The organism is Sphingopyxis sp., assembly GCF_041916015.1.
Taxonomy (GTDB): domain Bacteria; phylum Pseudomonadota; class Alphaproteobacteria; order Sphingomonadales; family Sphingomonadaceae; genus Sphingopyxis.
Genome location: NZ_JAYSAH010000108.1, coordinates 1 through 26,678 on the forward strand (window position 1 = coordinate 1; position 26,678 = coordinate 26,678).

Annotated in this window: 28 protein-coding genes and 2 pseudogenes; 17 read left to right on the forward strand and 13 right to left on the reverse strand. The window is 66.8% G+C overall.

The annotated features are described in order from the left end of the window. Window positions 1-170: 170 nt before the first annotated feature. The 3 genes from fdxA to ACE3SL_RS15340 form a co-directional block, all read right to left on the reverse strand. Entirely contained in the window at window positions 171-509 is a 339-nt protein-coding gene (gene fdxA, locus ACE3SL_RS15330; RefSeq protein WP_374526587.1) for a ferredoxin FdxA, read from the reverse strand. Between the two features lie 173 nt (window positions 510-682). Next, window positions 683-994, reverse strand: a complete 312-nt coding sequence (locus ACE3SL_RS15335) for an RNA-binding S4 domain-containing protein (RefSeq protein ID WP_374526589.1) — start codon at window positions 992-994, stop codon at window positions 683-685. Beyond that, window positions 994-3,759 (reverse strand): helicase-related protein, encoded by a 2,766-nt coding sequence (locus ACE3SL_RS15340; RefSeq protein WP_374526590.1) that lies wholly within the window; start codon window positions 3,757-3,759, stop codon window positions 994-996. Before ACE3SL_RS15340 ends, ACE3SL_RS15335 begins: the two co-directional genes overlap by 1 nt. Window positions 3,760-4,028: 269 nt before the next feature. Here ACE3SL_RS15340 and ACE3SL_RS15345 point away from each other — a divergent pair, with 269 nt between their 5' ends. From ACE3SL_RS15345 to ACE3SL_RS15365, 5 genes are read left to right on the forward strand one after another with little or no spacing between them, the layout of a single operon-like run. Next, window positions 4,029-5,573, forward strand: a complete 1,545-nt coding sequence (locus ACE3SL_RS15345; RefSeq protein ID WP_374526633.1) for a peptidoglycan DD-metalloendopeptidase family protein — start codon at window positions 4,029-4,031, stop codon at window positions 5,571-5,573. Between the two features lie 58 nt (window positions 5,574-5,631). After that, complete coding sequence (gene hemB / locus ACE3SL_RS15350) at window positions 5,632-6,630, forward strand: porphobilinogen synthase (protein ID WP_374526591.1); 999 nt, start codon at window positions 5,632-5,634, stop codon at window positions 6,628-6,630. Next, window positions 6,627-7,169: a GNAT family N-acetyltransferase gene (locus ACE3SL_RS15355; protein WP_374526592.1), complete on the forward strand. Its 543-nt coding sequence runs from the start codon at window positions 6,627-6,629 to the stop codon at window positions 7,167-7,169. Before hemB ends, ACE3SL_RS15355 begins: the two co-directional genes overlap by 4 nt. Beyond that, entirely contained in the window at window positions 7,166-9,427 is a 2,262-nt protein-coding gene (locus ACE3SL_RS15360) for a spermidine synthase (protein ID WP_374526593.1), read from the forward strand. The genes ACE3SL_RS15355 and ACE3SL_RS15360 overlap by 4 nt, the downstream gene beginning before the upstream one ends. Next, window positions 9,424-9,978: a gamma carbonic anhydrase family protein gene (locus tag ACE3SL_RS15365; RefSeq protein WP_374526594.1), complete on the forward strand. Its 555-nt coding sequence runs from the start codon at window positions 9,424-9,426 to the stop codon at window positions 9,976-9,978. Before ACE3SL_RS15360 ends, ACE3SL_RS15365 begins: the two co-directional genes overlap by 4 nt. 200 nt (window positions 9,979-10,178) lie before the next feature. Here ACE3SL_RS15365 and ACE3SL_RS15370 read toward each other — a convergent pair whose 3' ends face one another. From ACE3SL_RS15370 to ACE3SL_RS15400, 7 genes are all read right to left on the reverse strand, one after another. Next, entirely contained in the window at window positions 10,179-10,757 is a 579-nt protein-coding gene (locus ACE3SL_RS15370; protein ID WP_374526595.1) for a urate hydroxylase PuuD, read from the reverse strand. Window positions 10,758-10,829: 72 nt separating this feature from the next. Continuing rightward, window positions 10,830-11,498, reverse strand: coding sequence for an inner membrane-spanning protein YciB (locus ACE3SL_RS15375; protein WP_374526596.1), 669 nt, complete (start codon window positions 11,496-11,498; stop codon window positions 10,830-10,832). Beyond that, window positions 11,495-12,421: a signal recognition particle-docking protein FtsY gene (ftsY, locus tag ACE3SL_RS15380; RefSeq protein ID WP_374526597.1), complete on the reverse strand. Its 927-nt coding sequence runs from the start codon at window positions 12,419-12,421 to the stop codon at window positions 11,495-11,497. The genes ACE3SL_RS15375 and ftsY overlap by 4 nt, the downstream gene beginning before the upstream one ends. Next, the gene (locus ACE3SL_RS15385; RefSeq protein ID WP_374526598.1) at window positions 12,418-13,707 is read right to left on the reverse strand and encodes a MiaB/RimO family radical SAM methylthiotransferase; all 1,290 of its coding nucleotides are present in this window, start codon (window positions 13,705-13,707) and stop codon (window positions 12,418-12,420) included. Before ACE3SL_RS15385 ends, ftsY begins: the two co-directional genes overlap by 4 nt. After that, entirely contained in the window at window positions 13,704-14,510 is an 807-nt protein-coding gene (gene dapF, locus ACE3SL_RS15390; protein WP_374526599.1) for a diaminopimelate epimerase, read from the reverse strand. Before dapF ends, ACE3SL_RS15385 begins: the two co-directional genes overlap by 4 nt. A 59-nt stretch (window positions 14,511-14,569) precedes the next feature. Beyond that, a complete protein-coding gene (locus tag ACE3SL_RS15395) occupies window positions 14,570-16,195 on the reverse strand; it encodes a putative bifunctional diguanylate cyclase/phosphodiesterase (protein WP_374526601.1) in 1,626 nt (541 codons plus the stop codon). A gap of 4 nt (window positions 16,196-16,199) precedes the next feature. Continuing rightward, window positions 16,200-16,442 carry a hypothetical protein gene (locus ACE3SL_RS15400; protein ID WP_374526602.1) on the reverse strand — a complete coding sequence of 81 codons (243 nt, stop codon included), beginning with the start codon at window positions 16,440-16,442 and terminating at the stop codon, window positions 16,200-16,202. On the opposite strand from ACE3SL_RS15400, the gene ffh reads away from it, so the two are divergent. The 3 genes and pseudogenes from ffh (at window position 16,441) to rimM (ending at window position 19,037) form a co-directional block, all read left to right on the forward strand. Beyond that, complete coding sequence (gene ffh, locus ACE3SL_RS15405; protein ID WP_374526603.1) at window positions 16,441-17,898, forward strand: signal recognition particle protein; 1,458 nt, start codon at window positions 16,441-16,443, stop codon at window positions 17,896-17,898. The genes ACE3SL_RS15400 and ffh overlap by 2 nt on opposite strands. A 41-nt stretch (window positions 17,899-17,939) precedes the next feature. Next, window positions 17,940-18,401 (forward strand): annotated as a pseudogene (gene rpsP, locus ACE3SL_RS15410) (30S ribosomal protein S16); the annotation flags it as partial. 126 nt (window positions 18,402-18,527) lie between these two features. Then, window positions 18,528-19,037: a ribosome maturation factor RimM gene (rimM, locus tag ACE3SL_RS15415; RefSeq protein ID WP_374526604.1), complete on the forward strand. Its 510-nt coding sequence runs from the start codon at window positions 18,528-18,530 to the stop codon at window positions 19,035-19,037. A gap of 63 nt (window positions 19,038-19,100) precedes the next feature. Here rimM and ACE3SL_RS15420 read toward each other — a convergent pair whose 3' ends face one another. Beyond that, complete coding sequence (locus ACE3SL_RS15420; protein WP_374526605.1) at window positions 19,101-19,301, reverse strand: hypothetical protein; 201 nt, start codon at window positions 19,299-19,301, stop codon at window positions 19,101-19,103. Between the two features lie 103 nt (window positions 19,302-19,404). Between ACE3SL_RS15420 and ACE3SL_RS15425 the strand changes: the two genes are divergently transcribed. The 9 genes and pseudogenes from ACE3SL_RS15425 to ACE3SL_RS15465 all read left to right on the forward strand — a co-directional run bounded on the left by ACE3SL_RS15425 (window position 19,405) and on the right by ACE3SL_RS15465 (window position 24,790). After that, window positions 19,405-20,328 (forward strand): LysR substrate-binding domain-containing protein, encoded by a 924-nt coding sequence (locus ACE3SL_RS15425; RefSeq protein WP_374526606.1) that lies wholly within the window; start codon window positions 19,405-19,407, stop codon window positions 20,326-20,328. A gap of 37 nt (window positions 20,329-20,365) precedes the next feature. Further along, window positions 20,366-20,662 carry a hypothetical protein gene (locus tag ACE3SL_RS15430; protein WP_374526607.1) on the forward strand — a complete coding sequence of 99 codons (297 nt, stop codon included), beginning with the start codon at window positions 20,366-20,368 and terminating at the stop codon, window positions 20,660-20,662. After that, the gene (gene trmD, locus ACE3SL_RS15435) at window positions 20,659-21,396 is read left to right on the forward strand and encodes a tRNA (guanosine(37)-N1)-methyltransferase TrmD (protein ID WP_374526608.1); all 738 of its coding nucleotides are present in this window, start codon (window positions 20,659-20,661) and stop codon (window positions 21,394-21,396) included. Before ACE3SL_RS15430 ends, trmD begins: the two co-directional genes overlap by 4 nt. 5 nt (window positions 21,397-21,401) lie before the next feature. Continuing rightward, window positions 21,402-21,779, forward strand: a complete 378-nt coding sequence (gene rplS / locus ACE3SL_RS15440; RefSeq protein ID WP_058455038.1) for a 50S ribosomal protein L19 — start codon at window positions 21,402-21,404, stop codon at window positions 21,777-21,779. 95 nt (window positions 21,780-21,874) lie between these two features. After that, complete coding sequence (locus tag ACE3SL_RS15445) at window positions 21,875-22,486, forward strand: DUF1287 domain-containing protein (RefSeq protein ID WP_374526610.1); 612 nt, start codon at window positions 21,875-21,877, stop codon at window positions 22,484-22,486. A 38-nt stretch (window positions 22,487-22,524) separates the two neighbouring features. Further along, on the forward strand, window positions 22,525-23,550 hold the full coding sequence (locus tag ACE3SL_RS15450; RefSeq protein ID WP_374526611.1) for an aspartate-semialdehyde dehydrogenase: 1,026 nt from the start codon (window positions 22,525-22,527) through the stop codon (window positions 23,548-23,550). A 6-nt stretch (window positions 23,551-23,556) separates the two neighbouring features. Beyond that, the gene (locus tag ACE3SL_RS15455; protein WP_374526612.1) at window positions 23,557-23,991 is read left to right on the forward strand and encodes a GFA family protein; all 435 of its coding nucleotides are present in this window, start codon (window positions 23,557-23,559) and stop codon (window positions 23,989-23,991) included. A 25-nt stretch (window positions 23,992-24,016) separates the two neighbouring features. Next, window positions 24,017-24,178: pseudogene (locus ACE3SL_RS15460) on the forward strand (DUF2238 domain-containing protein); the annotation flags it as partial. Window positions 24,179-24,181: 3 nt separating this feature from the next. Further along, window positions 24,182-24,790, forward strand: coding sequence for a hypothetical protein (locus ACE3SL_RS15465; protein WP_374526613.1), 609 nt, complete (start codon window positions 24,182-24,184; stop codon window positions 24,788-24,790). 25 nt (window positions 24,791-24,815) lie between these two features. Here the strand turns inward: ACE3SL_RS15465 and ACE3SL_RS15470 are convergent, their stop codons facing one another. Both ACE3SL_RS15470 and ACE3SL_RS15475 read right to left on the reverse strand, forming a co-directional pair. Further along, window positions 24,816-25,247 (reverse strand): PilZ domain-containing protein, encoded by a 432-nt coding sequence (locus tag ACE3SL_RS15470; protein ID WP_374526614.1) that lies wholly within the window; start codon window positions 25,245-25,247, stop codon window positions 24,816-24,818. Window positions 25,248-25,347: 100 nt separating this feature from the next. Continuing rightward, window positions 25,348-26,670 carry a M28 family peptidase gene (locus ACE3SL_RS15475; protein WP_374526615.1) on the reverse strand — a complete coding sequence of 441 codons (1,323 nt, stop codon included), beginning with the start codon at window positions 26,668-26,670 and terminating at the stop codon, window positions 25,348-25,350. Between the last annotated feature and the right edge of the window lie 8 nt (window positions 26,671-26,678).

The window sequence follows — 26,678 nt, forward strand, 5'->3', positions numbered from 1 at the left end:
AAGTCGAGACACGCGAAGGCTGGCGCTTCCCAAGCGTGTCTCGACTTCGCTCGACACGAACGGGAGCATAGGCTTGGCTTCCGCTTCCAGTCGAAAGCCGCTACCGTCGTGCCCAAAAGAATAGGGGCGGGAATGACCCGCCCCTGTCCATCATTCTTCGTTCCGGTGGTTCAGTCGCCTTCGCCCGGTTCGGGCGAGAAATATTTGTCGAACTTGTCATCGACGCCCTTATACTCGTCGGCGTCGGCCGGGCTGTCCTTCTTGGTCGTCAGATTCGGCCATTCGGCGCTGAATTTGTTGTTGAGCTCGAGCCATTTCTCGAGGCCGCTCTCGGTGTCGGGCAGGATCGCCTCGGCGGGGCATTCGGGTTCGCACACGCCGCAGTCGATGCACTCATTCGGGTTGATGACGAGCATATTCTCGCCCTCATAGAAGCAATCGACCGGGCAGACCTCGACGCAGTCCATATATTTGCAGCGGATGCAGGCGTCGGTGACGACATAGGTCATGGGTTTTCGCTCCCTTGGCCGGCGGCACCCTTGCCGTCCGGACGATGGTTGGACCCGCCTCTAAAACGCCCGAATATGGCGCGTCAACGCAAAGCGACAGTTGCGAATCACTCTCATTCGATAGGCCGGCGGCGGCGATTCGGGGCGACAGCTTTTCCTTGCCCGCCGATAGCTCAGCTGGAGGCTGCGCCGGAAGGAGCCGGCACCCCGCCATCGAGCCGGGCGTAGCAGGCCTGCGCCTCGGGCGCGGGACCGCGGCGCAGCGGCAGCGAGAGGAGGCGGATCACCTCGATCCGCTCGCCGACCGGCAATACCAAGGTCGCGCCGGCATGGACCGCGACCGATGCGCGCGTGACGCGCCGCCCGTCGAGCCGGATATGCCCCGCGGCGACCATCGCCTGTGCGATGCTCCGCGAGCGCGCGAAACGCAGATACCAGAGCAGCTTGTCGAGCCGTATGCTCCCTGCGGCGCCGGGGCTCGCCATCAGTCCTTGCGCGCCTCGGCGAGCATCGCGGCAAGGCCGGCGAAGGGGCTGTTGGGTGAGGGGCCGCGGCGCGGGATGCGGTCCGCGCGCGGCGCGCGCGGCGGTTCGGCGGACTGCGACGGCTTGGTCGCCGGTTTGCCGCGCCGTCCCTTCGCCTGTTTGCCCGGCTGGTGCGCGCGTTCGCCGGGGCTGGCGGCGCGGTCGGCCTCGGGCTGCCGCTTTGCGTGCTTGCGCCGCTTGCGTTTGTCGGCCGATTTGAGGCCGCCCCAGCGCCAGCGCTGGAGCGCGGGCTCGCCCACCGCGCGGAAGCCGAAGCTCTGCAGCAGCGCGCGCCGCGTTTCCTCGTCGAGGCCGAGCGAGGTCGCAAGCGCAGGATCGATCGCGAAGCCCGGCGGCGGCGCGGCGTGCCCCTCCGCCTGATCGTCGGAATCGTGGTGCTCGTTGCTGCCCGCGACGGGCGATGTCGGCGGCGCGGTGGCCTGGATTCGTGCTGCATGGGCTTGCCGCGCCAGCTTCTCGGCCATGTCGATGCGCAGCCAGCCCGATCCGCAGCGGCGGAAGCCCGCGATCCGAAGACCCGTATGATTGCCGTTCTTTTGCAGCACCGCGCCTTGCGGCGGCAGCGCCGGCACCGTCTCGCCCGATTGGGCGGCGAGCAATGCGGCGCGCCAGCGTACCGCCTCGGGCTTCAAAAGCTGATGGTGGAAGATGTCGAGCGAACCGATCGTCAGGCCCAGCTTGCGGAGCTGCGGCCGCTCCTCGGCGCTCATCGCTTCGAGCTGCGCCTCGACCGACGCGCGCGGCGCAGTGCCGCCGCCATCGACGAGCGCGGCGAGCAGCGCGCGGACGCGCGGCGGGGTGAAGAGGTCGCCCGCCGCCTCGCCCATCGCCGCGAGCGGGCCGGCGTGGCGGGCGAGCTGCTCGGCGACGAACAGCTGCAAGCGCTCGGCGATCGCCTGCACCTGCTGCGGTTCGAGCCGGCGCAGCGACGGGTCGATCTGGATCGCAGGCTGCACCAAAGTCGGCCCGCGCGTGAGGGTCGCGACCGTCTGGCCGTGCCACGCGAGGCGCGGGAGTGTGCCCGCTTCGCTGACCAGCGACAGTGCCTTGCCGTCGTCGGACGCCAGCGCCGCGGCGCGGCGCGCGAGTTCGGAGCGCAGATGCTTTTCGGCGGCGGCGAGGAGCAGGCGGTGGTCGCTCGCGCGGGCGCGGGCATCGACCTTGAACGAGAAGCCCTTGAGTGTCCCGATCGCTTCGCCGTCGACCGCGACGGTGCCGTCGGCGGCGACCGCGACGGGCAGGGCGGTGTGGCGCTGCCCCGCGTCGCGGAGCAGCAGCGCGAGCCGCCGGTCGACGAAACGCTGCGCGAGCGCGGCGTGCAGCGCGTCCGACAGGCGCGATTCGAGGTCCTGCGTCCGCTCGGTCCAGCCCGCGCCGCCCGCGATCCAGTCGCCGCGCTGCGCGATGAAGCAGAGGGTGCGAACCGCGGCGATGCGGCTCGCGAGCTGGTCGATGTCGCCGTCGGTGTCGTCGAGCCGCGCAAGGCGGCGCGCGAACCATTCGGGGTCGATCATCCCGTCGCCGCTCGTGCGCCATTGCCATAGCTTGAGCACGGTGCGGCTGTGATGTTCGGGGCCGAGCTGCTCGAAATCGGGGAGACCGCAGACGTCCCAGAGGCGCGCGACCGCTTCGGGCTCGCCGCCGCGCATCCGTACTTCCATGTCGCCGGCGAGATGCTTGAGCACTGCGATATCGACCGCTTCGGGGGCGGCGCGCAGGCCCGGCTGCGTCGGCGGCTGCGCGAGGTCGGCGATCAGCGTGTCGAGCGTGTCGTAGCGCGGGACGGGATTGCGCCAGAACAGGCTGGAGAGCGGCGGGAAATGATGGCCTTCGATCGCGGCGATTTCCTCGGGCGTGAAGCCGCCCTGCGGCAGGCCGACGGTGCCGAAGCTGCCGTCCTGCTGGTGGCGGCCGGCACGTCCCGCGATTTGTGCCATCTCGGCGATCGTCAGGCGGCGGAGGCGGCGGCCGTCGAATTTCTGGAGGCTCGCGAAGGCGACATGGCTCACGTCGAGGTTGAGCCCCATGCCGATCGCGTCGGTGGCGACGAGATAATCGACCTCGCCCGCCTCGAACATCGCGACCTGCGCGTTGCGGGTCTTGGGGCTGAGCGCGCCCATCACCACCGCCGCGCCGCCCGAGAAGCGGCGGAGCATTTCGGCGATCGCATATACTTCCTCGGCCGAGAAGGCGACGATCGCCGAGCGCTTGGGCAATCGCGACAGCTTCGACGTCCCGGCATAGCTGAGGGTCGAGAAGCGCGGGCGGGTGATGATCTCGGCTTCGGGCACCAGATCGCGAACGAGGCCGCGGATCGTCGCCGAGCCGAGGATCATCGTCTCCTCGCGGCCGCGCGCGCGTAGCAGCCGGTCGGTGAAGACATGGCCGCGCTCGGGATCGGCGCCGAGCTGTGCCTCGTCGATACCGACGAAGGCGACGTCGCGCGTGATGGGCAGCGCTTCCATCGTGCCGAGCAGGTAGCGTGCCTGCGCGGGCATGATCCGCTCCTCGCCGGTCACCAGCGCGACCTCGGCCGGGCCCTTGATCGCGACGACGCGGTCGTAGACCTCGCGCGCGAGCAGGCGCAGCGGAAAGCCGATCATGCCGCTCGAATGGGCGGTCAGGCGCTCGACCGCCAAATGGGTTTTGCCGGTGTTGGTGGGGCCAAGGACGGCCTTGACCGGAGTGGAAGAGGATGACGTCATTGTCTTTGCCTCACGCTGGCATGGCACGCGCTGCGGCGCAACAGGCGATCCGCCGAATGGCTGCGGCGAAGCGCATTTTTCCGCGCCTGTTGCATAATATCCCACCCCCCGCACGCCCCGCCGCAAGCCGGGCGCGGCGGCGGGGCGTTAAATTGACTTTAACGGCCTTTGTTTACAGACCGGCGGTCGAAAATATCGACGGCAGGACCGCGGGAGGTCCGTCGAGCGGGGGTTGCATCTTGTTCCAGCGTCACGAACCCATCGCGGGGATGTCCGGCAATGCCGCGGCCCTCACGATGTCGCAGGCAATCGGCCTGCGGCGCGCGGACGCGGCGGCCGAACCCACATTGCCGTGGCGCGACCGGCTCGCGACGCTCGATCTCGTCCCCGACCTTGGCGACAATATCGGCTCGGGCGAATGGTGGCGCGGGCTCGCGACGCTGACGCTGCTTTGCGGCGCCGCGATTGCGACTTTTCCGGGCATCGAGCCGCTCAAAACGGGTGGCACGCCGGCGCTCGACGCCACCGATTTCAACGAAGCGCGCGCGCAGATGATCGTGCCGCTCGCCTATGGCGGCGATACCGGGCGCCATATGGCTGCGACCGACGCGGTGCGGCCGCTCGCGCAGACGCCCGAACGCCCGCAGATCGAGCTGACCGCGACGCTCGGGCAGGGCGACAGCTTCGCCCGCGTCCTCGAGCGCTCCGGAGTCGGCAGCGCCGACGCACAGGCGCTGTCGAGCCAGATTTCGTCGGCGGTGCCGCTCGCCGACATCGCGCCGGGCACGCGGATCGACCTGATCCTCGGCCGCCGCGCGGCACGAACCATGCCGCGCCCGGTCGATGCGCTCGCGATGCGCGCGCGCTTCGACCTGCGTATCGAGATGGAGCGGATCGACGGGCGGCTGGTGATGCGGCGCATTCCGATCGCGGTCGACGCGACCCCGCTGCGCATTCGTGGCCGCGTCGGCGACAGCCTCTATCGCTCGGCGCGCGCCGCGGGCGCCTCGCCCGAATCGATCCAGGCCTATCTGCGCGTGATCGGCCGGCAAATCTCGGTCGGCGGCGATATCCGCGCGAGCGACGAGTTCGACATCATCGTCGATCATCGCCGCGCCGAAACGGGCGAGAGCGAGACGGGCAAATTGCTCTACGCCGGCCTCGTGCGCGGCGGGAAGCAGCGCCTGTCGATGATCGAATGGACCGTCGATGGGCAGACCCAATGGTTCGAAGCCTCGGGCGTCGGGCAGCAGCGCGGCGGCATGGTGCGCCCGACAAACGGCCGCATCACCTCCGGCTTCGGGATGCGGCGCCACCCGATCCTCGGCTATGTCCGCCGCCACAGCGGGGTCGATTTCGGCGGCGGCTATGGCGCGCCCATCTATGCGGTCAGCGACGGCCTCGTCACCGTCGCGGGGCGCACCGGCGGTTTCGGAAATTATGTGAAGCTCAGCCATGGCGGCGGGCTCGGCACCGGCTATGGCCATATGAGCCGCATCGCGGTGCGCCCCGGCCAGCATGTCTCGCGCGGGCAGGTGATCGGCTATATCGGCTCGTCGGGCCTCTCGACCGGGCCGCATCTTCATTATGAGGTCTATCGCAACGGCGTTGCGGTCAATCCGATGTCGGTGGCCTTCGTGACCCGTGCGCAGCTCGAGGGCAAGGCGCTCGCCGACTTCCGGGCGCGCATCCGCCAGCTGACGGCGATTGCGCCGGGCGGCGCGCTCGCGCCGGTCGCGGCGAAGCCCATCGAAGGACCGAAGCTCGGCTCGCTTGCCGATGTGGCATCGAAGCGCGCGGATAACGGCATCTAGTCCCCAAGAGGGGCAATATCCGTTTGCCCTCGCGCCCCGCGCCGCTATGCACGCGGGCATGACTCATGCCCCCTTTCCCGACCTTCGCCTGCGCCGCAGCCGCCGCACCGGCTGGAGCCGCGCGATGGTGCGCGAGCATCATCTGACTCCGTCGAACCTGATCTGGCCGCTCTTCGTCTGTGCGGGATCGGGGACCGAGGAGCCGATTGCGAGCTTGCCCGGCGTGTCGCGCTGGTCGGTCGATCTGCTCGTCGAGCGCGCGAAGGATGCGGCGGCGGCGGGCATCCCCTGCCTCGCGCTCTTCCCCTATACCGAAGCGGGGCGGCGCAGCGAGGACGGCGCCGAGGCGCTCAATCCCGACAATTTGATGTGCCGCGCGACCGCGGCGATCAAGGATGCGCTCGGTGACGACATCGGCGTTCTGACCGACGTCGCGCTCGACCCCTATACCAGCCACGGACAGGACGGGCTGCTCGGCGAAGACGGCTATGTCCTCAACGACGAGACGGTCGAGGTGCTCGTCGGGCAGGCGCTGAATCAGGCGCGCGCGGGGGCCGACATCATCGCGCCCAGCGATATGATGGACGGCCGCGTCGGCGCGATCCGCGAGGCGCTGGAGGTCGAGGGTTTCGGCCATGTCCAGATCATGAGCTACGCCGCCAAATATGCCTCGGCCTTTTATGGCCCGTTCCGCGACGCCGTCGGCTCGCGCGGGCTGCTGAAAGGCGACAAGAAGACCTATCAGATGGACCCCGCGAACGTCGAAGAGGCGCTACGCGAGGTCGAGATGGATCTCGCCGAGGGCGCCGACAGCGTGATGGTCAAGCCCGGCCTGCCGTACCTCGACGTCGTGCGCGCGGTGAAGGATCATTTCGCGGTGCCGGTCTATGCCTATCAGGTGTCGGGCGAATATGCGATGATCGAGGCCGCGGTGGCGGCCGGCGCGGGCGACCGCGACGCGCTGGTGCTCGAAACATTGCTCGCCTTCCGCCGGGCGGGCGCCGCGGGCGTCCTCACCTATCACGCGCTTCACGCGGCGCGGCTCCTGAACGGATGATCGAGACCGCGCGGCTTGTGATGCGGTCGTGGCGCGACGCCGATGTTGCGCCCTTTCAGGCGATCTGCAGCGATCCCGAGGTCATGGCGACGCTCGGGCCGCCGCTCGACATGGACGGAACGAAAGCGCTGGTCGAGCGGGTCCGGCTCCGCGAGGCCGAAGATGGTCACACCTTCTGGGCGCTCGAACGGCGCGAAGACGCGCGGCTGATCGGCTGGTGCGGGATCATCCGCGGCAATGCGGGGCCGATCGACGGCAAGGCCGAGATCGGCTGGCGGCTCGCGCGCGACTGCTGGGGCGCGGGTTATGCGACCGAGGCGGCGCGCGGCGCGATCGGCTGGGCCTTCGCCAATCTGGCCGACGATGATGTCTGGGCGATCACCTGGCGCGAGAATGTCCGTAGCCAGGCGGTGATGGAGCGGCTCGGCATGCGCCGCCATCCCGACCTCGATTTCGATCATCCGAAGCTGGCGGCGGAAGATCCGCTGCGCCCGCACGTCACCTTTTCGGTCGCACGCAGCGCCTGGGGAACGCCGTGAGCGCGACTCCGCGCCGCTGGCTGTTCGTGCTGACGATCCTCGCCGGCAGCTTCCTGCTGTTTCAGGTCCAGCCGATGGTCGCGCGCATGGTGCTGCCGCGGCTTGGCGGCGCGCCTGCGGTGTGGAACAGCGCGATGCTCGTCTATCAGGCGCTCCTCCTCGGCGGCTATGCCTATGCGCACTGGCTGGGGCGCTTCGAGGTTCGCCGTCAGGCGATGATCCATGTCGCACTGCTGCTCGCCGCAGCGCTGTGGCTGCCGATCGGCATCGCCAATATCGCGCCGCCCGCGCCGGGGCAGGAGGCGCTGTGGGTGCCTTTGCTGTTGCTCGCCTCGATCGGTCCGGTCTTTTTCGCGGTGTCGGCGCAGGCGCCGCTGATGCAGCGCTGGTTCGCCGCCGACGCGCGCGCAGGCGACCCCTATTATCTCTATGCCGCCTCGAACCTCGGCAGCTTTGCGGGGCTGATCAGCTATCCCGCGCTCGTCGAGCCCACGATGCCGCTCGCGGCGCAAAGCTGGGGGTGGAGCGCGGGCTATGGCGTGCTAGTGCTGCTCGTCGCTGCGAGCGCGGCGGCACGCTGGCACAGCCATGCGACGCATCCGGAGGCGCCGCAGAAGGATGCCGAGCCGCGCCCGTCGCTGCGCCGCCAGCTCCACTGGCTGTTGATCGCGGCGGTGCCGTCGGGGCTGATGCTCTCGACGACGACGCACCTCACCACCGACATCGTCGCCATGCCCCTGCTCTGGGTGCTGCCGCTCGGCCTCTATCTGCTGAGCTTCGTCATCGCTTTCTCGACCGCCGAGCGCCTGACCCAGATTTTCACGACGATCGCCCCCGCGGTGCTGCTGTCGGTCGGCGGCCTCGCGCTGCTCAGCACGGGCGGCGGGACGATGCTCATCGCGCTTGCGGCGCTCGCGATGCTGTTCATCGTCGCGGTGGCACTCCACGGCTATCTCTATCATCTGCGGCCTGCGCCGGAGCATCTGACGCTCTTCTACCTTATCATGTCGGCCGGGGGAGTGCTCGGCGGGCTTTTCGCGGCGCTGATCGCGCCGCTGATCTTCGATTGGGCCTATGAGCATCCTTTGCTCGTGCTCGCCGCCGCGCTCCTCCTGCCGCTGCCCGCGCTCCTCCCGTGGGACAAATGGCTGAAGCTCTCGCCGGCCAAGGCCCGCGTGATCGTTGCGCTGCTGATCGCTCTCGCGGCCTTTGCGAGCTGGAAGGCAGCCAGCGAATGGACCGGCAAGGTAGAAGGCGCCGTCGCGGTCTGGGGCATTGCGATCTTCGTCATCGGCATGCTCGTTATCGGCTGGCGCTGGGCCTATGTTCCCGTGCTCGCGCTGCTGATGCTCGGCGTCGGGGGGTGGGACACGGTGCAGGACAGCTTCACCGGGATGCGCGTGCGCAGCTATTTCGGCGTCTATACCGTCACCGACGACCCGTATCGGCAGCAGCGCCGGCTGGCGCACGGGACAACATTGCACGGGCTGCAGCGCACCGATGCGGGGCACGAGCTCGATCCCACGACCTATTACGGCCACCAGTCGGGGGTCGGGCTGGCGCTCGACAAGGCGGAGGTGCTGGCGGGGGCGAAGGCGTCGGTCGGGCTGGTCGGGCTCGGTGCGGGAACGCTCTCCTGCTACCGCCGTCCGGGGCAGCGCTGGATGATCTTCGAGATCGACCCCGCGATGGTCCAGATCGCGCGAGATCCGTCGAAATTCACGTTCCTCAGCCGCTGCGCCCCCAACGTGCCGATCGTTATTGGCGACGCGCGGTTGCGGATCGCGACGCTGCCGCCTGCCCAGTTCGACATCCTCGTCATCGACGCCTTTTCGTCGGATGCGATCCCGCTTCACCTGCTCACTGCCGAGGCGATCGGAATCTATGTGCGGGCGCTGAAGCCGGGCGGAATCCTGCTCATCCACATCTCGAACCGCTTCTTCGACCTCGAGCCCGTGCTGTCCGCGGAAGCGAAGGCGCGCGGCTGGGCGGCGGCGATCCGCATGGACTCGCCCCCCGAAGAGCGCCCCGACATCTATGATTTCAGCAATCTGACCGGATCGAACTGGGTGGCGCTCACCGCGACGCCCGGGCGGCTTGCCGAGTTGACGGGCCCGCTCGAATCGCGCACCGAGGCGGCGAAGGCCGGGGTATGGGTGCCGCTCGAAAGCCGGCCGCATTTCGACCGCTGGACCGACGACTATGCCTCGACCCTGCCGGTCCTGCTGTGGGGCCATCTGATCGGGAATAAACAATGACCTATATGGACGTCAGCATCATCGCCGTGAACGGCAAGACGCCGCAGATCCACCCCAGCGCCTTCATCGCGCCCGGATGCCGGATCATCGGCGACGTGACGATCGGGCCCGACGTCAGCATCTGGTATAATTGCGTGCTGCGCGCCGACGTCAGCCATATCGTCGTCGGCGCGCGCTCGAACATCCAGGACGGCAGCGTCGTCCATTGCGACGGCCCGATGCCGCACCGGCCCGAAGGCTTTCCAACGATCATCGGCGAGGATGTGCTGATCGGCCATATGGCGATGGTCCACGGCTGCACACTGGCGGACCGGGCGTTCGTCGGTCTGAAGGCGACGGTAATGAACGGCTGCCGGATCGGCAGCGATGCGATGCTCGCGGCGGGGGCACTGCTCACCGAGAACAAGGAAATTCCTTCGCGCGAGCTGTGGGCGGGATCGCCCGCACGGCGGGTGCGCGAGATCGACGACGCGCAGGCGGCTGGGATGCAGACGGGCGTCGCGCATTATGTGCTGAACGGCCGGATGCATAAGGCGGCCATTGAGGGATAATCGTCAGCTTACTACTCCTCCCCCTAGGATGGGGGAGGCAGCGAGACTTGGCAGCTTGCTGCCTAGTCGCAGCGGAGGGGGTGCGGTCTCAGCCTGAAGCGATGGCGTCAGGACGCGCCGTCACCCCCATCCAACTTCGCCTAATCGCTTCGCGATAAGGCTGCGTATCCTTCCCCCATCAAGGAGGAAGGGCAGATGTGTCATCCGTTGTTCGCGTTTACCATCGCATAGAGCAGCGGGATCGACAGCAGGGTGTTGATGCGCGAAAAAATCATCGCGGTCTTCGCAGCCTTGGCCTTCGCCGCGTCATCGGCTTCGACGATGCCGAGCGCTTTCTTCTGGTTCGGCCAGATCACGAACCAGACGTTGAACGCCATGATCAGCCCCAGCCACATGCCCGCGCCGATCAGCTTGTAGGGCTCCTGGAAGGTGAAGGCCGGAACGGCATATTTGTTATGGAAGGCGATGCCGAGCCCGAGCAGCACCGTGATCGCCGCCGCCCAGCGGAACCAGAAAAGCGCGGCGGGTGCGATATGCTTCGACACGCCCGGTTTCAGTTCGGCCGGAATCTTGGGCATCGTCGGAATCTGGACGAAGTTGAAATAATAGAGCAGCCCGATCCAGAGGATGCCGAAGAAAGTGTGCAGCCAGCGCATGATCGCATTGCCTGCGGCGATGCCGTCGGCGAAATTCTGGCCGTTCAGGGCAAGCATCATCGCGACCGCGAGCAGCAGCCCAGCGATCAGCACCGCGTGCAGATTGCCGAAAAATTTGTCCATGTGAGTTCCCCCTCCTCATATCGGCGCCGACCCGGAACCGTTGGAGGCATATGCCAGCGGAGAGTGGGCGCCTCAAGCCTTCCCGTCGGCCTCGTCGGGGACCGCCAGCCCGTTCTTCAGCATCACCGGAACCTGCGTCAGCGTGAACAGAAAGGAGAGGGCGGTGACGCCCCAGACCTTGATCGTCAGCCAGGTGTCGAAACTCATCTGCTTCGCCTGGATCATCTCGTACATGACGTGATTGGCGACGCCGAGCGCGGCGAAGAAGAAGCCCCAGTTGCGCGACAGCAGCAGCCATCCCTTTTCGGTGACGCCTTCGAGCGCCGACTGGAGCAGATATTTGAGCATCGGCTTCTTCATCAGCCAGCCGCCGAGCAGCAGCGCCGCGAAGGCGGCATAGATGATCGTCGGCTTCATCACGATGAAGCGCTCGTCGTGGAACCAGATGGTCAGCGCGCCGAAGCCGAGGACGAGGATGCTCGACATCCACAGCATCGGCGAAATCCGCCCGAGCTTCCATTTCGACACCGCCATCGCGGCGACGATCGCGACCATGAAGGCGACCGTGGCCTTGATCGCGCCCGTGGTCGCGGCAAAGGCACCGCTGCCGCCCGAGGTGAATTTATAGGTCAGGAAGAAGACGAGCAAAGGCCCGAAATCGATCGCGAAATTGAGCCAGCCATGCTTGGCGGGCGGCGGTGCGGGGACCGCCTCGGGGCCAGTGGGGAGTTGGTCGTTCATCGGATGTTTCCGGCAATGATGCCCGCGATTTCGTCGGCGTCGAACGGACGGAGATCGTCGATCGTCTCGCCGATGCCGATCGCGTGGATGGGAAGGCCGTGGCGCTCGGCCGCGGCGACGAGGACGCCGCCGCGCGCGGTGCCGTCGAGCTTGGTCATCACGAGGCCCGTGACGCCCGCGACCTCGCGGAAGACATCGATCTGCGACAGCGCATTCTGTCCTGTGGTCGCGTCGAGGACGAGTACCACGTCGTGCGGGGCGGCGGGGTTGAGGCGGCCGAGCACGCGCTTGATCTTGGCGAGCTCGTCCATCAGCTCGCGCTTGTTCTGGAGGCGCCCGGCGGTATCGACGATCAGCACGTCGATGCCGGTCGCGGTCGCCTGTTTGACGGCATCGAAGACGATCCCCGCGGCATCGCCGCCCTCCGGCCCCGCCATGATCGGGATGCCGAGCCGTTCGGCCCAGACCTTCAATTGCCCGATCGCGGCGGCGCGGAAGGTATCGCCCGCGACGAGCATCACGCCATAATCCTGTTCCTGGAACAGGTGGGCGAGCTTGGCGATGGTGGTGGTCTTGCCCGACCCGTTGACGCCGATCACGAGGATGACCTGCGGGCGCGGGAAGGCGTCGATCTCGAGCGGTTCGGCGACCGGACGCAGCACCGCGGCGATTTCCCCGGCGACGACCTTGCGCAGTTCCTCGGTGCCGTTGGCGGCGACGTCGCGGCGCTCGGACAGGCGGTCGCGAATACGCGTGGCCATGTTCGGGCCGAGGTCGGCGGTGATCAGCGCGTCCTCGATGCGGTCGAGATCGTCGTCGTCGAGCCGCGACTTGCCGGTGAGCCCCGACAGATTCTCGCCGAGCCGCTCCGAGGTGCGTTTGAGGCCGCCGAGCAGCCGCTCGCTCCAGCTGAGGCCGCTCATGCCGCTATCATCCTGTCGCCATCGCAGCCGATCAGTCGAACGGGGCGGATGCTGCCGGGCTCGGCGGGCGTCGTTAGCGTCAGCGGCGCGAAATTCTCGGCATGGCCGGTCAGCCCGTCGCGCTCGACGAGCATCGACGCGGTGCGGCCGATCTGCGCGTCGAGCCAGGCCGTCCGGCGGCATGCATTGGCCTCGCGCAGCTTCGCCGCGCGCTCGCGGGCAAGGCTGCGGCCGACTTGCGGCATGCGCGCGGCGGGCGTTCCGGCGCGCGGGCTGTAAGGAAAAATATGGCCGAAGACGATATCGCAATCGTCGATCAGGGCCATCGTATGGGCAAACATCTCGTCATCCTCGGTCGGAAATCCGGCGATCAGGTCGGCGCCGATCGCGATATCGGGGCGTGCGGCCTTGAGCCGCCCGGTCAGGCGCACCGCGTCGGCGCGGCGGTGGCGGCGCTTCATGCGGGTCAGGATCATGTCGTCGCCCGCCTGCAGCGACAAGTGGACGTGCGGCATCACGCGCGAGTCCTGGGTCAGCAAGGCGAACAGCGGATCATCAATGCGGTCCGGGTCGAGCGAGGAAAGGCGGAGGCGCTCGACGGGAAGCTTAAGCAGTGCTTCGACCAGCGTGGCGAGCGTCGTCCCGCAGTCGTCGCCATAGCTCGCCAGGTCGACCCCGGTCAGGACGATCTCGCGCTGGCCGCGGTCAAGCGCGATGCGCGCGGCATCGAGCACAGCTCCGACGGTCGCCGACCGCGCGGTTCCGCGCGCGATCACAGTCGCGCAGAAAGTGCAGCTATGCGAGCAGCCGGTCTGGACGCCGAGGAAAGCGCGCGCGTGGTCGGGGCCTGAGAGGGCTGGGGTGTATAAAAATACTGGGTCCCCGCGAAGGCGGGGACCCATCTCCGGCGGGTTGGAGATGGCACCGGCGGGAGATGGGCCCCCGCCTTCGCGGGGGAACAGGGTGGAATTTCGGCGATAGCTCTCGGCCAGCCCCTTCGCATCGTTCGGCACCACCCGCGCGCCCATCGCGGTGAAACGCTCGGCTTCGAGTTCCGCCGCGCACCCGGTCACCACGACGTCGGCGCCGGGCCGTTCGCGCAGCGCGCGGCGCACCGCCTGCCGGGCCTGCCGCACTGCCTCGTCGGTCACGGCGCAGCTGTTGAAGACGATCATGTCGCGTTCGCCTGCCGCCTTCACGGCGGTGCGGACCATCTCGCCCTCGGCAAGGTTGAGCCGGCAGCCGAAATTGACGACCTCCTGCCGGTCGGCGACGAGGGCGGTCATCCGAATTGTGCCCAGTCGGTCTCGCCGTCGTACACGCGGGTCGCGGCGCCGCTCATCACGATCGGTTCGCCTGGTGCCCAGCGGATCATCAGGTCGCCGCCGGGCAGCGAAACGGTGACGGGGGATTTGACGAGCCCCGCGCGGATCGCGGCGACTGCGGTCGCGCATGCGCCGGTGCCGCAGGCCTGCGTCAAGCCCACGCCGCGTTCCCAGACGCGGAGCTGAAGCTGGTCCTCGCCGTCGAGGCTCGCGACATTGACGTTGACGCGTTCGGGAAACAGCGGGTCGGTCTCGATCCGCGGGCCGAGCTCGGCGAGCGGCACCGCGTCGGCTTCGGGCACGAAGAAGATGATGTGCGGATTGCCGACGTTGACCGCTGCGCCATGTTCGAGCTCGTCCCACGCGACGGGCATGTCGCGCGTGTCCATCGGCATCGCGAGCGGGATATGCTCCCAGTCGAATTGGGGTTCGCCAAGCGTGACTTCGGCGCCGCCGTCGGCGGGCGTCACGCGCAGCATCCCGCCCAGCGTCTCGATCACCGCGGGCCTGGCGAGCAAGGTCGCGACGCAGCGCGTCGCATTGCCGCACGCCTCGACCTCACCACCGTCGGCGTTGAAGATGCGCATCCTCACATCGGCCTTGGTCGAGGGTTCGAGCAGGATGAGCTGGTCGCAGCCGATGCCGTGCCGCCGGTCGGCGATCGCATGCGCGCGGGCGGGCGTCATCGCGACGCTCCGCTCGCGCGCGTCGATGACGACGAAGTCGTTGCCGAGGCCATGCATCTTGGTGAAGCGGTCCGCCATAAGGGCGCATTTAGGGGCGCGGGGCGGCGAAGTCTAGCGATGTGCCGACCGGGAAACGGCTACGCCCTCTTGCGCAGCTCTTCTTCCTCATCCGGCGGGGCATCGGGCAGCATTGCCGCCCGAAGCAGGCTGCGGTCGGCGAGCAGGCGGGCGGTGTCCTCGGCCGAAGCGGCGCGGCCATAATACCAGCCCTGTCCCTTCGAACAGCCAAGCCGCGTCAGTTCGGTTGCGGTCGCCTCATCCTCGACGCCCTCGGCGGTGATCGGCATTGCAAGGCTTTCGCCCAGCCGCACGATCGCGACGACGATGGCCTGTGCGTCGGCGCTGCCGCGCATCGCGGCGATGAAACTGCGGTCGATCTTGATCCGGTCGAACGGCAGCGCACGCAGGTGCGACAGTGAGCTGTAGCCGGTGCCGAAATCGTCGAGGCTGAGCGACACGCCCTGATTCTTGAGGCTGGTCACGATCGAGCGGACGAGCGGCAGATTTTCGAACAGCGAGCTTTCGGTGATCTCGACCTCGAGCTGGCTGGCGGGGAAGCCGACCTCGACGAGCAGCTTGGTCAGTTTCTGGCTGAACCACGGATCCTTGAGCTGCTGCGGCGAGATGTTGACCGCGAGGATGATCGACGGATCCCAACTTTTTGCGATCTCCATCGCGCGGCCGATGACCTGCAGCGACAATTCGCCGATCAGGCCGCTTTCCTCGGCGACCGGGATAAAGCGTTCGGGCGGAATCAGGCCATATTCGGGCGATTCCCAGCGCATCAACATCTCGAAGCCGACGAGACGGCCGGTCGCGATATCGACCTGCGGCTCGAAATAGGGAATGAACTCGCCGCGCGGCATGCCGTCGCGGATACCGGTCTCGATCTGGTTGCGGACCTGAACCGCCATTTCCATGCCCTGCTCGAACCAGATGTGCCGGTTCCGCCCCTCGTCCTTGCCGTGGTACATGGCGATGTCGGCCTGCCGGACCATCGTCTCCATCGTCATGCTGGCGTCGGTGGCGAGCGCGATGCCGAGCGAGGCGCCGACGCGAATCTGCTGCGAATCATGCGCGACCTTGTCGTCGAGCGCGGCGACGAGCGCCGCGGCCAGCGCGTCGATATTGGCGCGCGCGGCGGGATCGAAGGGCAGCATCGCGACGAATTCGTCGCCGCCGAGCCGCGCCTTGGTTGCGTTGGGCGGCAACACCGCGGTGATGCGCTCTGCCGCGACCTGCAGCACGCGGTCGCCCGCGGCGTGGCCGTGGATGTCGTTGACGGTCTTGAAATGATCGAGGTCGAGCAGGAACAGCGCGACGTGGCGCCGGTCGGCGGTCGCCTCGGCGATCAGGCGCTGACCCCTCGCGAGCAGCGCGCGACGGTTGAGAAAGCCGGTGAGCGGGTCGGTGTCGGCGAGGTAGCGCGCGCGCTGCTCGGCCTCGGTCCGTTCGCGGATTTCGCGGTTGAGATCCTCGTATCGACGCCAGCCGAAGAGGATAAGCGCGACGTTCAGGATCAGCGCCACCGACAACACCCTGTCGGGGCCGCCGCCGATCCCGATCAGAAGCTGCACGGCCGATTGCATCACGCTGCCGCCGGTACCGATAAACAGCAATATCCCCGCGACGACGATGCCGCCCGCGAGGATGTCGCGCCGGGCGGTCTCGCTCCGGTCGCGAGGTTTCGGCTCCACCATCATTTGATTAATCCCCACCATCACCGCGCTTATGGGCGGCGAGCGGTGAAATTTGCGTTAAATGGCGTGCGAGGCCCGGCTTGCCTTTTTGCGGCGTTTTGCGTAAAGGCGCCGCGTCCGGAAGCATATTGCGTCCGGGCAGATACGACATCCGCGACGGAAAACCTGTCCACGGATACCGCTGGTTGGCGAGGTTTCGCTCACCGGCGTGTTTTGCGTTGCGGTCGTCAGAAGGGTTGAAAAGGCGCATGTTCGACAGTCTGAGCAATCGGCTTGGCGATGTTTTCGGAAAGCTTCGCGGCCGCGGCGCGCTGACCGAGGCCGACGTGCGCGCGGCGATGCGCGAGGTGCGAATCGCCCTTCTCGAAGCCGACGTTGCGCTCCCCGTCGTGCGCAGCTTCGTCGATCAGGTCACCGAACTCGCGATCGGCCAGAACGTCCTGCGCTCGGTCACCCCGGGCCAGCAGGTGGTCAAGATCGTCAGCGACGCGCTGACCGAAATGCTCGGGTCGGAGACCGCCGAGCTGGACCTCAATGTCACGCCGCCTGCGGTGATCATGATGGTCGGCCTTCAGGGTTCGGGCAAGACGACGACGACCGCGAAGATCGCGAAGCGGCTGAAGGACAAGGAGCGCAAGAAGGTGCTGATGGCGTCGCTCGACGTCAATCGCCCCGCCGCGCAGGAACAGCTTGCCGTGCTCGGCAGCCAGATCGACGTCGCGACTCTGCCGATCGTCGCGGGTCAGCAGCCGGTCGAGATCGCGCAGCGCGCGCTGCAGGCGGCGAAGCTGCAAGGCTTCGACGTCCTCATGCTCGACACCGCGGGCCGTCTCCATGTCGATCAGCAGCTGATGGACGAGATGCAGGCGGTGTCGCGCACGGCGAACCCGGCCGAAACCTTGCTCGTCGTCGACAGCCTCACCGGGCAGGACGCGGTGCAGGTCGCGCAGCGCTTCACTGATCAAGTGCCGCTGACCGGCGTCGTGCTCACGCGTATGGACGGCGACGCGCGCGGCGGCGCGGCGCTCAGCATGCGCGCCGTCACCGGCAAGCCGATCAAATTCGCGGGCACCGGCGAAAAGCTCGACGGGCTCGAACTCTTTCAGCCCTCGCGCATCGCGGGCCGCATCCTCGGCATGGGCGACGTCGTCAGCCTCGTCGAACGCGCCGCCGAGACGATCCAGGCCGAAGAGGCCGAGGCGATGGCGAAGAAGATGGCGAAGGGTCAATTCGACCTCGACGATCTTCGCACGCAATTGAACCAGATGCGCCGCATGGGCGGCATTGGGGCGCTCGCCGGCATGATCCCCGGCCTCAAAAAGGCGCAGGCGGCGATGGCCGACAGCGGCGCCGACGACAAGATGCTCGTCCATTTCGATGCAATCATGAGTTCGATGACCCCGAAGGAACGCGCGAAGCCCGAAATCCTGACCGCGAAGCGCAAGATCCGTATCGCGAACGGTTCGGGAACGACGGTGCAGCAGGTCAACCGGGTGCTCAAGATGCACCAGGAAATGTCCACTGCGATGAAGAAGATTCGCAAGATGGGCGGCCTGAAAGGGCTCGGCGCGCTGTTCGGCAAGGGCGGCGGCATTCCCGGAATGGGCGGCGGCGGGATGAGTGGCGGCGGCCTCGGCGGGCTGCCGGGGCTCGGCGGCGGGGCGATCCCACCCGAACTCGCCAATTTGATGAATAAGAAGAAATAACTCGACTGAATTCTAAACGTTAAACACTGAAGGAAAATATCATGGCTACCTCCATTCGCCTTTCGCGCGGCGGTTCGAAAAAGCGCCCCTATTACAAGATCGTCGTTGCCGATTCGCGTAGCCCGCGCGACGGCCGCTTCATCGAGCGTCTCGGCAGCTACAACCCGCTGCTCGCCAAGGATAACCCGGAGCGCGTGAAGCTCGACGCCGAGCGCGCCGCGCACTGGCTGAGCGTCGGCGCGCAGCCGACCGATCGTGTCGCTCGCTTCCTCGACGCGGCGGGCATCAAGGAACGCGCCGCGCGCAACAACCCCAAGAAGGCCGAGCCGGGCGAGAAGGCCAAGGAGCGCGCCGAGGAGAAGGCCGCGAAGATCGCTGAAGCCGAAGAGGCCGCTGCCGCTGCTGCCGCTGCTCCGGCCGAAGAAGCGCCTGCTGAGGCCGTCGCGGCGGAAGCCGTTGCCGAAGCGGTTGCCGACGAAGTTCCGGCGGACGCCACCGCCGACGACGCCGTCGCGATCGCCGAGGAAGTCGCCGAAGGCGGCCCGGTGACCGAAGAGGCGCCTGCCGAGGAAGCTGCGACCGAAGCCGCTGCTGAAGCGGCCGGCGAAGAAAAGGCCGAAGGCTAAGCCTTGGCCGACGCAAACCGCCCCATCACTCTCGCCGCCATTGCCGGCGCGCACGGGGTGCGGGGCGAGGTGCGGCTGAAACTGTTCGGCGAAGGCGCGGAGGCTCTCCGCGCCTTTTCCGTTTTCGATGCGGGCGGGCGCAAGCTGACCCTGAAATCGGTCCGCCCCGCGAACCAGGGGGCGGTCGCGAGCTTTGCCGAAGTCACCGATCGCAGCGCCGCCGAGGCGTTGCGCGGCACCGTGCTGACCGTTCCGCGCTCGGCGCTGCCGCCGCTCGCCGAGGGCGAATATTATCACCATGACCTGATCGGCTTGCCGTGCGTGTCAACCGACGGCACGGTGGTCGGTCATGTGGCCGCAGTCGAAAATTTCGGCGCGGGCGATATCCTCGAGGTCGAGAAGCCGGCCGAAGCCGGCAAGAAGCCCGCGCGCTTCATGGTGCCGATGACTCAGCGCGCGGTGCCGCTATGGACCGCCGATAGCGTGACCATCGACGCGGCCTTCATCGAATAGAGGCGCCTGCCGGCCCGGCGCCGGCGAGGGACCACCGGAAAGGGCGGCAGGCGCGGGCGCGGCTCAGCGACGCTTCGCCGCGCGAACGGGCATTGTCCGACTCTCGGGCACGAAATAGACATCCTGGCCCGACGCATGGCTGGGGACCACTGCATCGGCGAATTGATCGGCCTTGCCGCGCAGCCATTTGAGCCCGCGGTCGAGATCCGCGCTCAGGCGTTCGTGACCGTGCGTCCAGCCGCGCATGAAATGTTCATCCATCATCGCTTTTCTCCTTTCTTGGGGTGCTCCTCAAATGCGCGCCGGGGGGGCGGAAAGGCCAACAAAAGCTTTGTGGAATGATATAAGTCAGGCTTATATATGTTGTATGCCCAGGCTCCCGCCTCTCGCCGCCATACGCACCTTCGAGGCAGCAGGACGCCTGCAGAATTTCTCGCGTGCCGCCGAAGAGCTGGGGCTGACGCAGGCGGCGGTAAGCTATCAAATCCGCCAATTGGAAGACCGGCTCGGCCGTCCGCTGTTCGTGCGCGAAAAGGGGCGCGTGCGGCTCTCCGAAACGGGGCAGCGCTTGCTTCCCGCGATCAGCAACGCCTTTGCCACCATGGGCGACGCCTTTGCCGCGCTCGGCAGCGACGAGGCTGATGTGCTGACGATCAACGCCGCGACGAGCTTCGGGGGCACCTGGCTCAGCGCGCGGATCGGCAGCTTCCAGCTCCAATATCCCGAGCTCGCGGTGCGGATGGCGATGAGCAACGAGCTGGTCGATTTCGATGCCTCGAACGTCGATGTCGCGATCCGCATCGGCCGCGGCGTGTGGCCGGGGCTGCGCAGCGACTTCCTGATGCGCCAGTATCTCGCGCCGATCGCTTCGCCCGCCTTCATCGCCCAGCACGACATTCGCGAGCCCGCCGACCTGTTGCGCGTCCAGCGGCTCGCGCCGAACGACAGCTGGTGGGCCGACTGGTTCGCTCTCGCGGGGGTCGAAACGCCGCCCGCGCCGTCGCGGCGCGGGATCGAACTCGACAGCCAGCTTCAGGAAGCGAGCGCGGTGCAGGCGGGCTTCGGCGTCGCGATGATGACCCCGCTCTACTGGCAGGCCGAACTCGCGAGCGGCCGCATGGTCCAGCCCTTCGACACGCTTTATGTCTCGGCCTCGTCGGGTATGTGGCTCGTCCACCGCGACAACCGCGTCGGGGTGCGCAAGATCGAGCGCTTCCGCGAATGGCTGCACGCCGAGATCGGCAAGGATCGCCACCTGCTTCCCGACGCGCTATGGGAGCCGCCGTTATGAGTGGGCTGGTAACCAGTAAAGTGGATGATCGACGGTGATGTGGTACTCGCTCGCTATCATTTATGTCATTTTCACCGGACTGGGTTTCGCGGTCGGACTTATTGCCTTGCGATTGGGCAGACGGCCTTGGCCTGCCGTAGTTCTTGCAGCGGCATTGACCGCTGGCGCCTATGCGTGTTTTGCCGTTCTAGTTATTTCGGCGATGACGCGCGGAGACATGCCCGATCGCGAGTTCGCGAAAATATTCGTCCAGTCTTTGATATATGCTTTGCCCTTCACCGTCTTGGGCACCGTCATAGCGTGGAAGATGAACAAGGCTTTGACCCGTAAATGACCTTCACTGCCGTTCCCCTGACGCTCTACCCCGACATGTTCCCCGGCCCGCTGGGGCACAGCATGGCGGGGCGAGCGCTCGAAAGCGGGACCTGGCACTGCGCGCCGGTGCAGATCCGCGATTTCGCGACCGATAGGCACCGCACCGTCGACGATACGCCCGCGGGCGGCGGGGCGGGGATGGTGCTGAAGGCGGACGTTCTCGCTGCGGCGATCGATCATGCAGTTGTGGCACATCCAGGCTTGCCCGTGCTTGCTATGACGCCGCGCGGTGCCCCTATCACGCAGGCGCGCGTGCGGCAGCTTTCGGAAGGTCCGGGGGCGATCATCCTCTGCGGCCGGTTCGAGGGATTCGACGAGCGTATCTTCGACGCGCGGCCGATCGAGGAAGTGTCGATGGGCGACATCATCCTGTCGGGCGGCGAGATGGGGGCATTGTTGCTGCTCGACGCTTGCATTCGGCTGCTTCCCGGCGTAATGGGCGCGGCTTCTAGCGGGGACGACGAATCGTTCGAAAACGGTTTGCTCGAATATCCGCACTATACCCGGCCCGTCACATGGGAAGGGCGCACGATCCCCGAAGTGCTGCGATCGGGGGATCATGCGAAGATCGCCGCCTGGCGGAAACGACAGGCGGAGGAACAGACACGGTTACGCAGGCCGGACCTTTGGGAGCGCCATGAGGGTGCTCGGGTTGGGCCTGCCTCTGGCGCGCGGCGAAAAGAAAAGGACTAGAGGACATGAACCTCATCCAGACGATCGAAGCCGAAGAAATTGCCAAGGCCGGCAAGACGATCCCCGAATTCCGTCCCGGCGACACGCTGAAGGTCGGCGTGAAGGTGGTCGAAGGCGAACGCACCCGCGTCCAGAATTTCGAAGGCGTGTGCATCGCGCGCTCGAACAAGGGCATGGGCTCCAACTTCACCGTGCGCAAAATGTCGTTCGGCGAGGGTGTCGAGCGCGTCTTCCCGCTGTACTCGCCCAACATCGATTCGATTACCGTCGTCCGCAAGGGCGCTGTCCGTCGTGCGAAGCTTTACTATCTGCGTGGGCGCACTGGTAAATCGGCACGTATTGCGGAGCGCCGCGATTACCGGTCGGAAGCCGGCGAAGGCTAAGGAGAGCTTCTCCTTCATAAAGCCGAAACAGCTTTCCAAAACGACCGGTTCCGCCAACAGGCAGAGCCGGTCGTTTTCATTTGGGCAACGCGAAATTGATCCAGCCGTCCCTGCCTTTCCAGCCGACACGGCGCGCCTTCATCGGCGCGGCGCTTGCGTTTGGCTTCGCAGGGCAAGCGACGGCCGCGACCAACGCCCAGCGCCTCGTTGCGGCGGCGCGCAGGCAGGTCGGCGTCACGCTGCGCTATGACCCCGCCTATACGGTACTCGCCTTTCCGAACGGCGATGTCGATCGCGTCAAGGGCGTCTGCACCGACGTCGTGATCCGCGCCTATCGCGATGCGCTGGCGCTCGACCTGCAGGGGCTTGTCAACGCCGACATGCGCGCCAATTTCGGCGCCTATCCGAAAAATTGGGGGCTGGGCCGCCCCGACCGCAATATCGACCACCGCCGCGTTCCCAATCTCGCGGCTTTCTGGCGGCGGCAGAAGGCGGCGGCTCCAGTGACCGACAATGCAGCCGACTGGCGGCCGGGCGACATCTTCACCCAGATGGTCGGCGGGCGCCTGCCGCACACCGGCATCGTTTCGGACCGGAAGAATACGACCGGCGTCCCGCTGGTCATCCACAATATCGGCGGCGGTACCCGCGAGGAGGATGCGCTGTTCGCCCATCCGCTGACCGGCCATTTCCGCTGGAAAGTCTGATTATCGTTTCAACGAAGTTCTTACGCAGGAGTGAGTCAATGGGTTATCGTATCGTTGTCGCCGGCGCGACGGGTAATGTCGGGCGCGAAGTGCTCGCCATCCTGGCCGAGCGCGAATTCCCGATCGACGAACTGGCGGCGGTCGCTTCGTCGCGCAGCCAGGGCGACGAGATCGAGATCGGCGATACCGGCAAGACCGTCAAATGCCAGAATATCGAGAATTTCGACTGGTCCGGCTGGGACATGGCGATCTTCGCGATCGGCAGCGACGCGACCGCGATCCATGCGCCGAAGGCTGCGGCGGCGGGCTGCGTCGTGATCGACAATTCGTCGCTCTATCGCATGGACCCCGACGTGCCGCTGATCGTGCCCGAGGTGAACCCGGAGGCGATCGACGGCTATACGAAGAAGAATATCATCGCGAACCCCAACTGCTCGACGGCGCAGATGGTCGTCGCGCTGAAGCCGCTGCATGACGCCGCGACGGTGAAGCGCGTCGTCGTCTCGACCTATCAGTCGGTGTCGGGCGCGGGCAAGGCAGGCATGGACGAGTTGTGGAACCAGACGCGCCAGATCTTCGTCGGCGACGAGAAGGACATCACCAAATTCACCAAGCAGATCGCGTTCAACGTGATCCCGCACATCGACAAGTTCCTCGACGACGGCTCGACCAAGGAGGAATGGAAGATGGTCGTCGAGACCAAGAAGATTCTCGACCCCAAGATCAAGGTCATCGCGACCTGCGTCCGCGTCCCCGTTTTCGTCGGCCATTCGGAAGCCGTGCACATCGAGATGGAAAAGGAACTGTCGGCCGAGCAGGCGCAGGATATCCTGCGCGAGGCACCGGGCGTGATGCTCGTCGACAAGCGCGAGGACGGCGGATACGTCACCCCGGTCGAATGCGTCGGCGACTATGCGACCTTCGTCAGCCGCGTCCGCGACGACAGCACGGTCGACAACGGCCTCGCCTTCTGGTGCGTTTCGGATAACCTCCGCAAGGGCGCGGCGCTGAACGCGGTGCAGATCGCCGAGTTGCTTGGCCGGCGGCACCTCAAGAAGGGATGATGGGTCATGATCCTGACAGGCGGCTGCCGGTGCGGCGCGGTTCGATATGAGGTCGAGACCGAAGCGCAGCTGCCTGTCTATGCGTGCCACTGCCACCAATGCCAGCGCTGGAGCGGCAGCGTCTTCAGCCTGCAGGCGCTGGTGCCCGAGGCAGCGCTGACGGTCGAGGGGCCGCTCACCGTCTATGAAAAGACGACCGAAGATCGCACCTCGACCCAGCGGATATGCGCGACGTGCCACACGCGCATCTACAACACGAATACGCGGCGGCTGGGGATCGCGGTTCTGCGCGCGGGCACGCTCGACGAGACCGCGGCGCTCGATTGCAAGGCGCATATCTACACTGCCTACAAGCAGGATTGGATCGAGCTGCCCGAGGGGGTCGCGCAATGGGCGGAGAGCCCTCCTCCGGATGAATTCATCGCAGCGCTGATGAAATAGGCGGGACCGGCGGGGCGAATGCTTTTACGAGATTTTCGAGTGGCTGCTGACGATCGTCGCGGCGGGCGAGACCGCCGACCGCTATAACGGACAGCATGGCGACATCTGGGATGCCCAGAAGTATATGGCCTTCGCGGCGCTCGGTGCCATACTGGTGCTGCCCTTGACGTTTCGAAGCAGGAGCTGAACGATGCGGACCGCGATGACCTTCCTTCTTCTGGCATCGCTCGCGGCGTGCAAGCCGGCGGCGGACAAGACCGCCGACGACACTGCCGTTCCGACCGCGCCGCCGATGCCCGAGGCCAAGGTAGACGGCCCGGCTGCCGCGACGACCGCGATCAGCCTCGACGGCGAGGGGCTGCGTTTCATCGACAAGGCCGGCGGCAAGGCCAGCCTGCTGGCCTTCGGCGCACCCCGTGCGCAGGCCGAAGACGCGCTCGCGCGCGTCGCCGGCAAGGCTGACGACCGCAGCAGCAATGAGGAATGCGGCGCGGGGACGATGGAATTCACGCGCTTCGACGCGATGACGCTGAACTTTCAGGACGGCAAGTTCGTCGGCTGGTTTCTCGGCAACGAGCCCGGTGCGTCCGAATATTCGACGCCGAGTGGGATCGGGGTCGGCACGACGCGCGCACAAGCGAAGCAATCGGTGTCGATCATGGACGTCGAGAACAGCACGCTGGGTGAGGAATTCAGCATCGGCACCGGCGATCATGCCATCGGCGGCATGTTCGCGGAGCCGGGCGAGGCGGCGAAGATCGACGCGCTGTTCGCGGGCGACAACTGCTTCTTTCGCTGATCGCGGTTCGACGGGCCGGTCGCCGCTATCGCTTGCGTCCATAGTGACCCGGCAGGCTGGTCGCGCGCGTCAGGCCGGGGCGCCAGGTGTCGAGTTTCGGGGCGGGGACGATCTGAAAGTCGGCGACGCTGTCGGCGGTACGAAGATCATCGCCATGCGCGACGCGCAGGCGCGCGGTTTCGACGGACTTGTCGGTTTCGATCCCGAAGCGCTTGCCTGCGACCCAGCGCACGGTTCCGGTCATCGCGTCATGGCCGGGGAGCAGCACCGTCATGCGTTCGCCGATCTGCAGAATGTGGGGACCCAGCCCGCCGATACCGGTTTCGGAGACGTTGCGGATCGTCACGTCGAACTGGCCGAGCCGCTGGCAGGCAAGCGCGGCCTTGACCAGCCGCGACTGGCGCGGCTGACGCTTTTCGGCAGGGGTGGGTGAGGCAAAAGCCTCGGGATTTGACATGGGCGACCGCATTCGTTCCGCCTGTCACCCACGCCAGGCGGTTATTTTGGTCCCATCGCCCACATAACGCATGAAGGTAAATTTTCGTTTGCCGCCTTTATCAATTATTGGGGAGCGGCAACCCGCCGAACGTCACGATGCTCTCGCTCCCATCGGCAGAAATAGCTGAAACACCGAAGAAATTATCATCGACCACGACGCCGGGCAGCAGCAGTTCGGCTCCTGCCGTCGCCGGAACGAGACGCGAATCGGACCAGTCGTTGTGGTCGGCGCGGCGCCAATAGACGCGGTAACCGGCCGCGCCGCCGACCGGTGTCCAGCGGACCATCGTATCCGAACTCAGCGCGCCCTCGATCCCGACCTTTGCGGGCGGGGGCGGTGCATCGGCGAGTTCGCCGACGAGCGCGGCATTGAGCGCGGTGACGCGCGCGAGATAGGGAAAATCCATCGCATCGACCGTGTCGCCATAGGCGCGGCCATCCTCGGTCCTGAGATCCTGATGCTGCCGATCGTAATTCTCGATCCCTACCGTAAAGCGGATCGCGGGATAGCCGAGTTCGAGCGAGGGGAGATGGTCGCCGCCACGGCGAAAACGGTCGGGACGGCGGACGGCGAGTACCTCGAGCCCGATCGCCGGGCTGCGCTCGGCGGCGCGGATTGCCGCCTTGGCGAGCGCGCGTGACGGGCCGTCATCTTCGCCCCCGATCCCGCGCCGTGCGAACTGCGCCGCGAGATCCTCCGACATGCGGATGCCTTCGCTGAACACGCGGACGCGATTGTCGACGATCGTGCCGTCGGTGCCGCGCGTGTTGCCGACGATGTCGTTATTGAGCATCGCGATGACCTGCCACCCCTTGTCCTTGGCATGGGCCGCGAGCAGCTTGCCGCCCCAGAGACCCTGCTCCTCGCCCGACAGCAGGGCATAGACGATCGTCGCGCGATGCCGGTGCTGCGAGAGCAGCCGCGCCGCCTCGAGCACCAGCGCGGTGCCCGACCCGTCGTCGTTGGCACCCGGCGCGTCGGCAGTGACGTTCATCACGTCGGTCACGCGGCTGTCGATATGGCCGGCGATCATGATGACGCGGTCGGGGTCGCTGCCCTTCTGGATCGCCAGCACATCTTCGACGGTCACGCCGTCCGGCGCGCGAGGTCCCTCGAAGCGGTCACTGATCCGCTCGACGGTCAGGCAGCCGCCGCAGGCCTTCGACAGGCGGGCGAACTCGGCGGCGCCCCAGTTGCGGGCGGCGCCGATGCCGCGCTTGGGGTCGGTCGACGACGACAGCGTATGGCGGGTGCCGAACGAGACGAGCTTTTCGACGAGCGCCTTGAGCCGTGCCGGATCGGCGGCGGGGATGTCGTCGCTGGCGCTGGCGACCGAGGGCGCGGCGAGGAGCAGCACGGCTGCGAGAGCGTGTCGAAGCATGTCGCTTC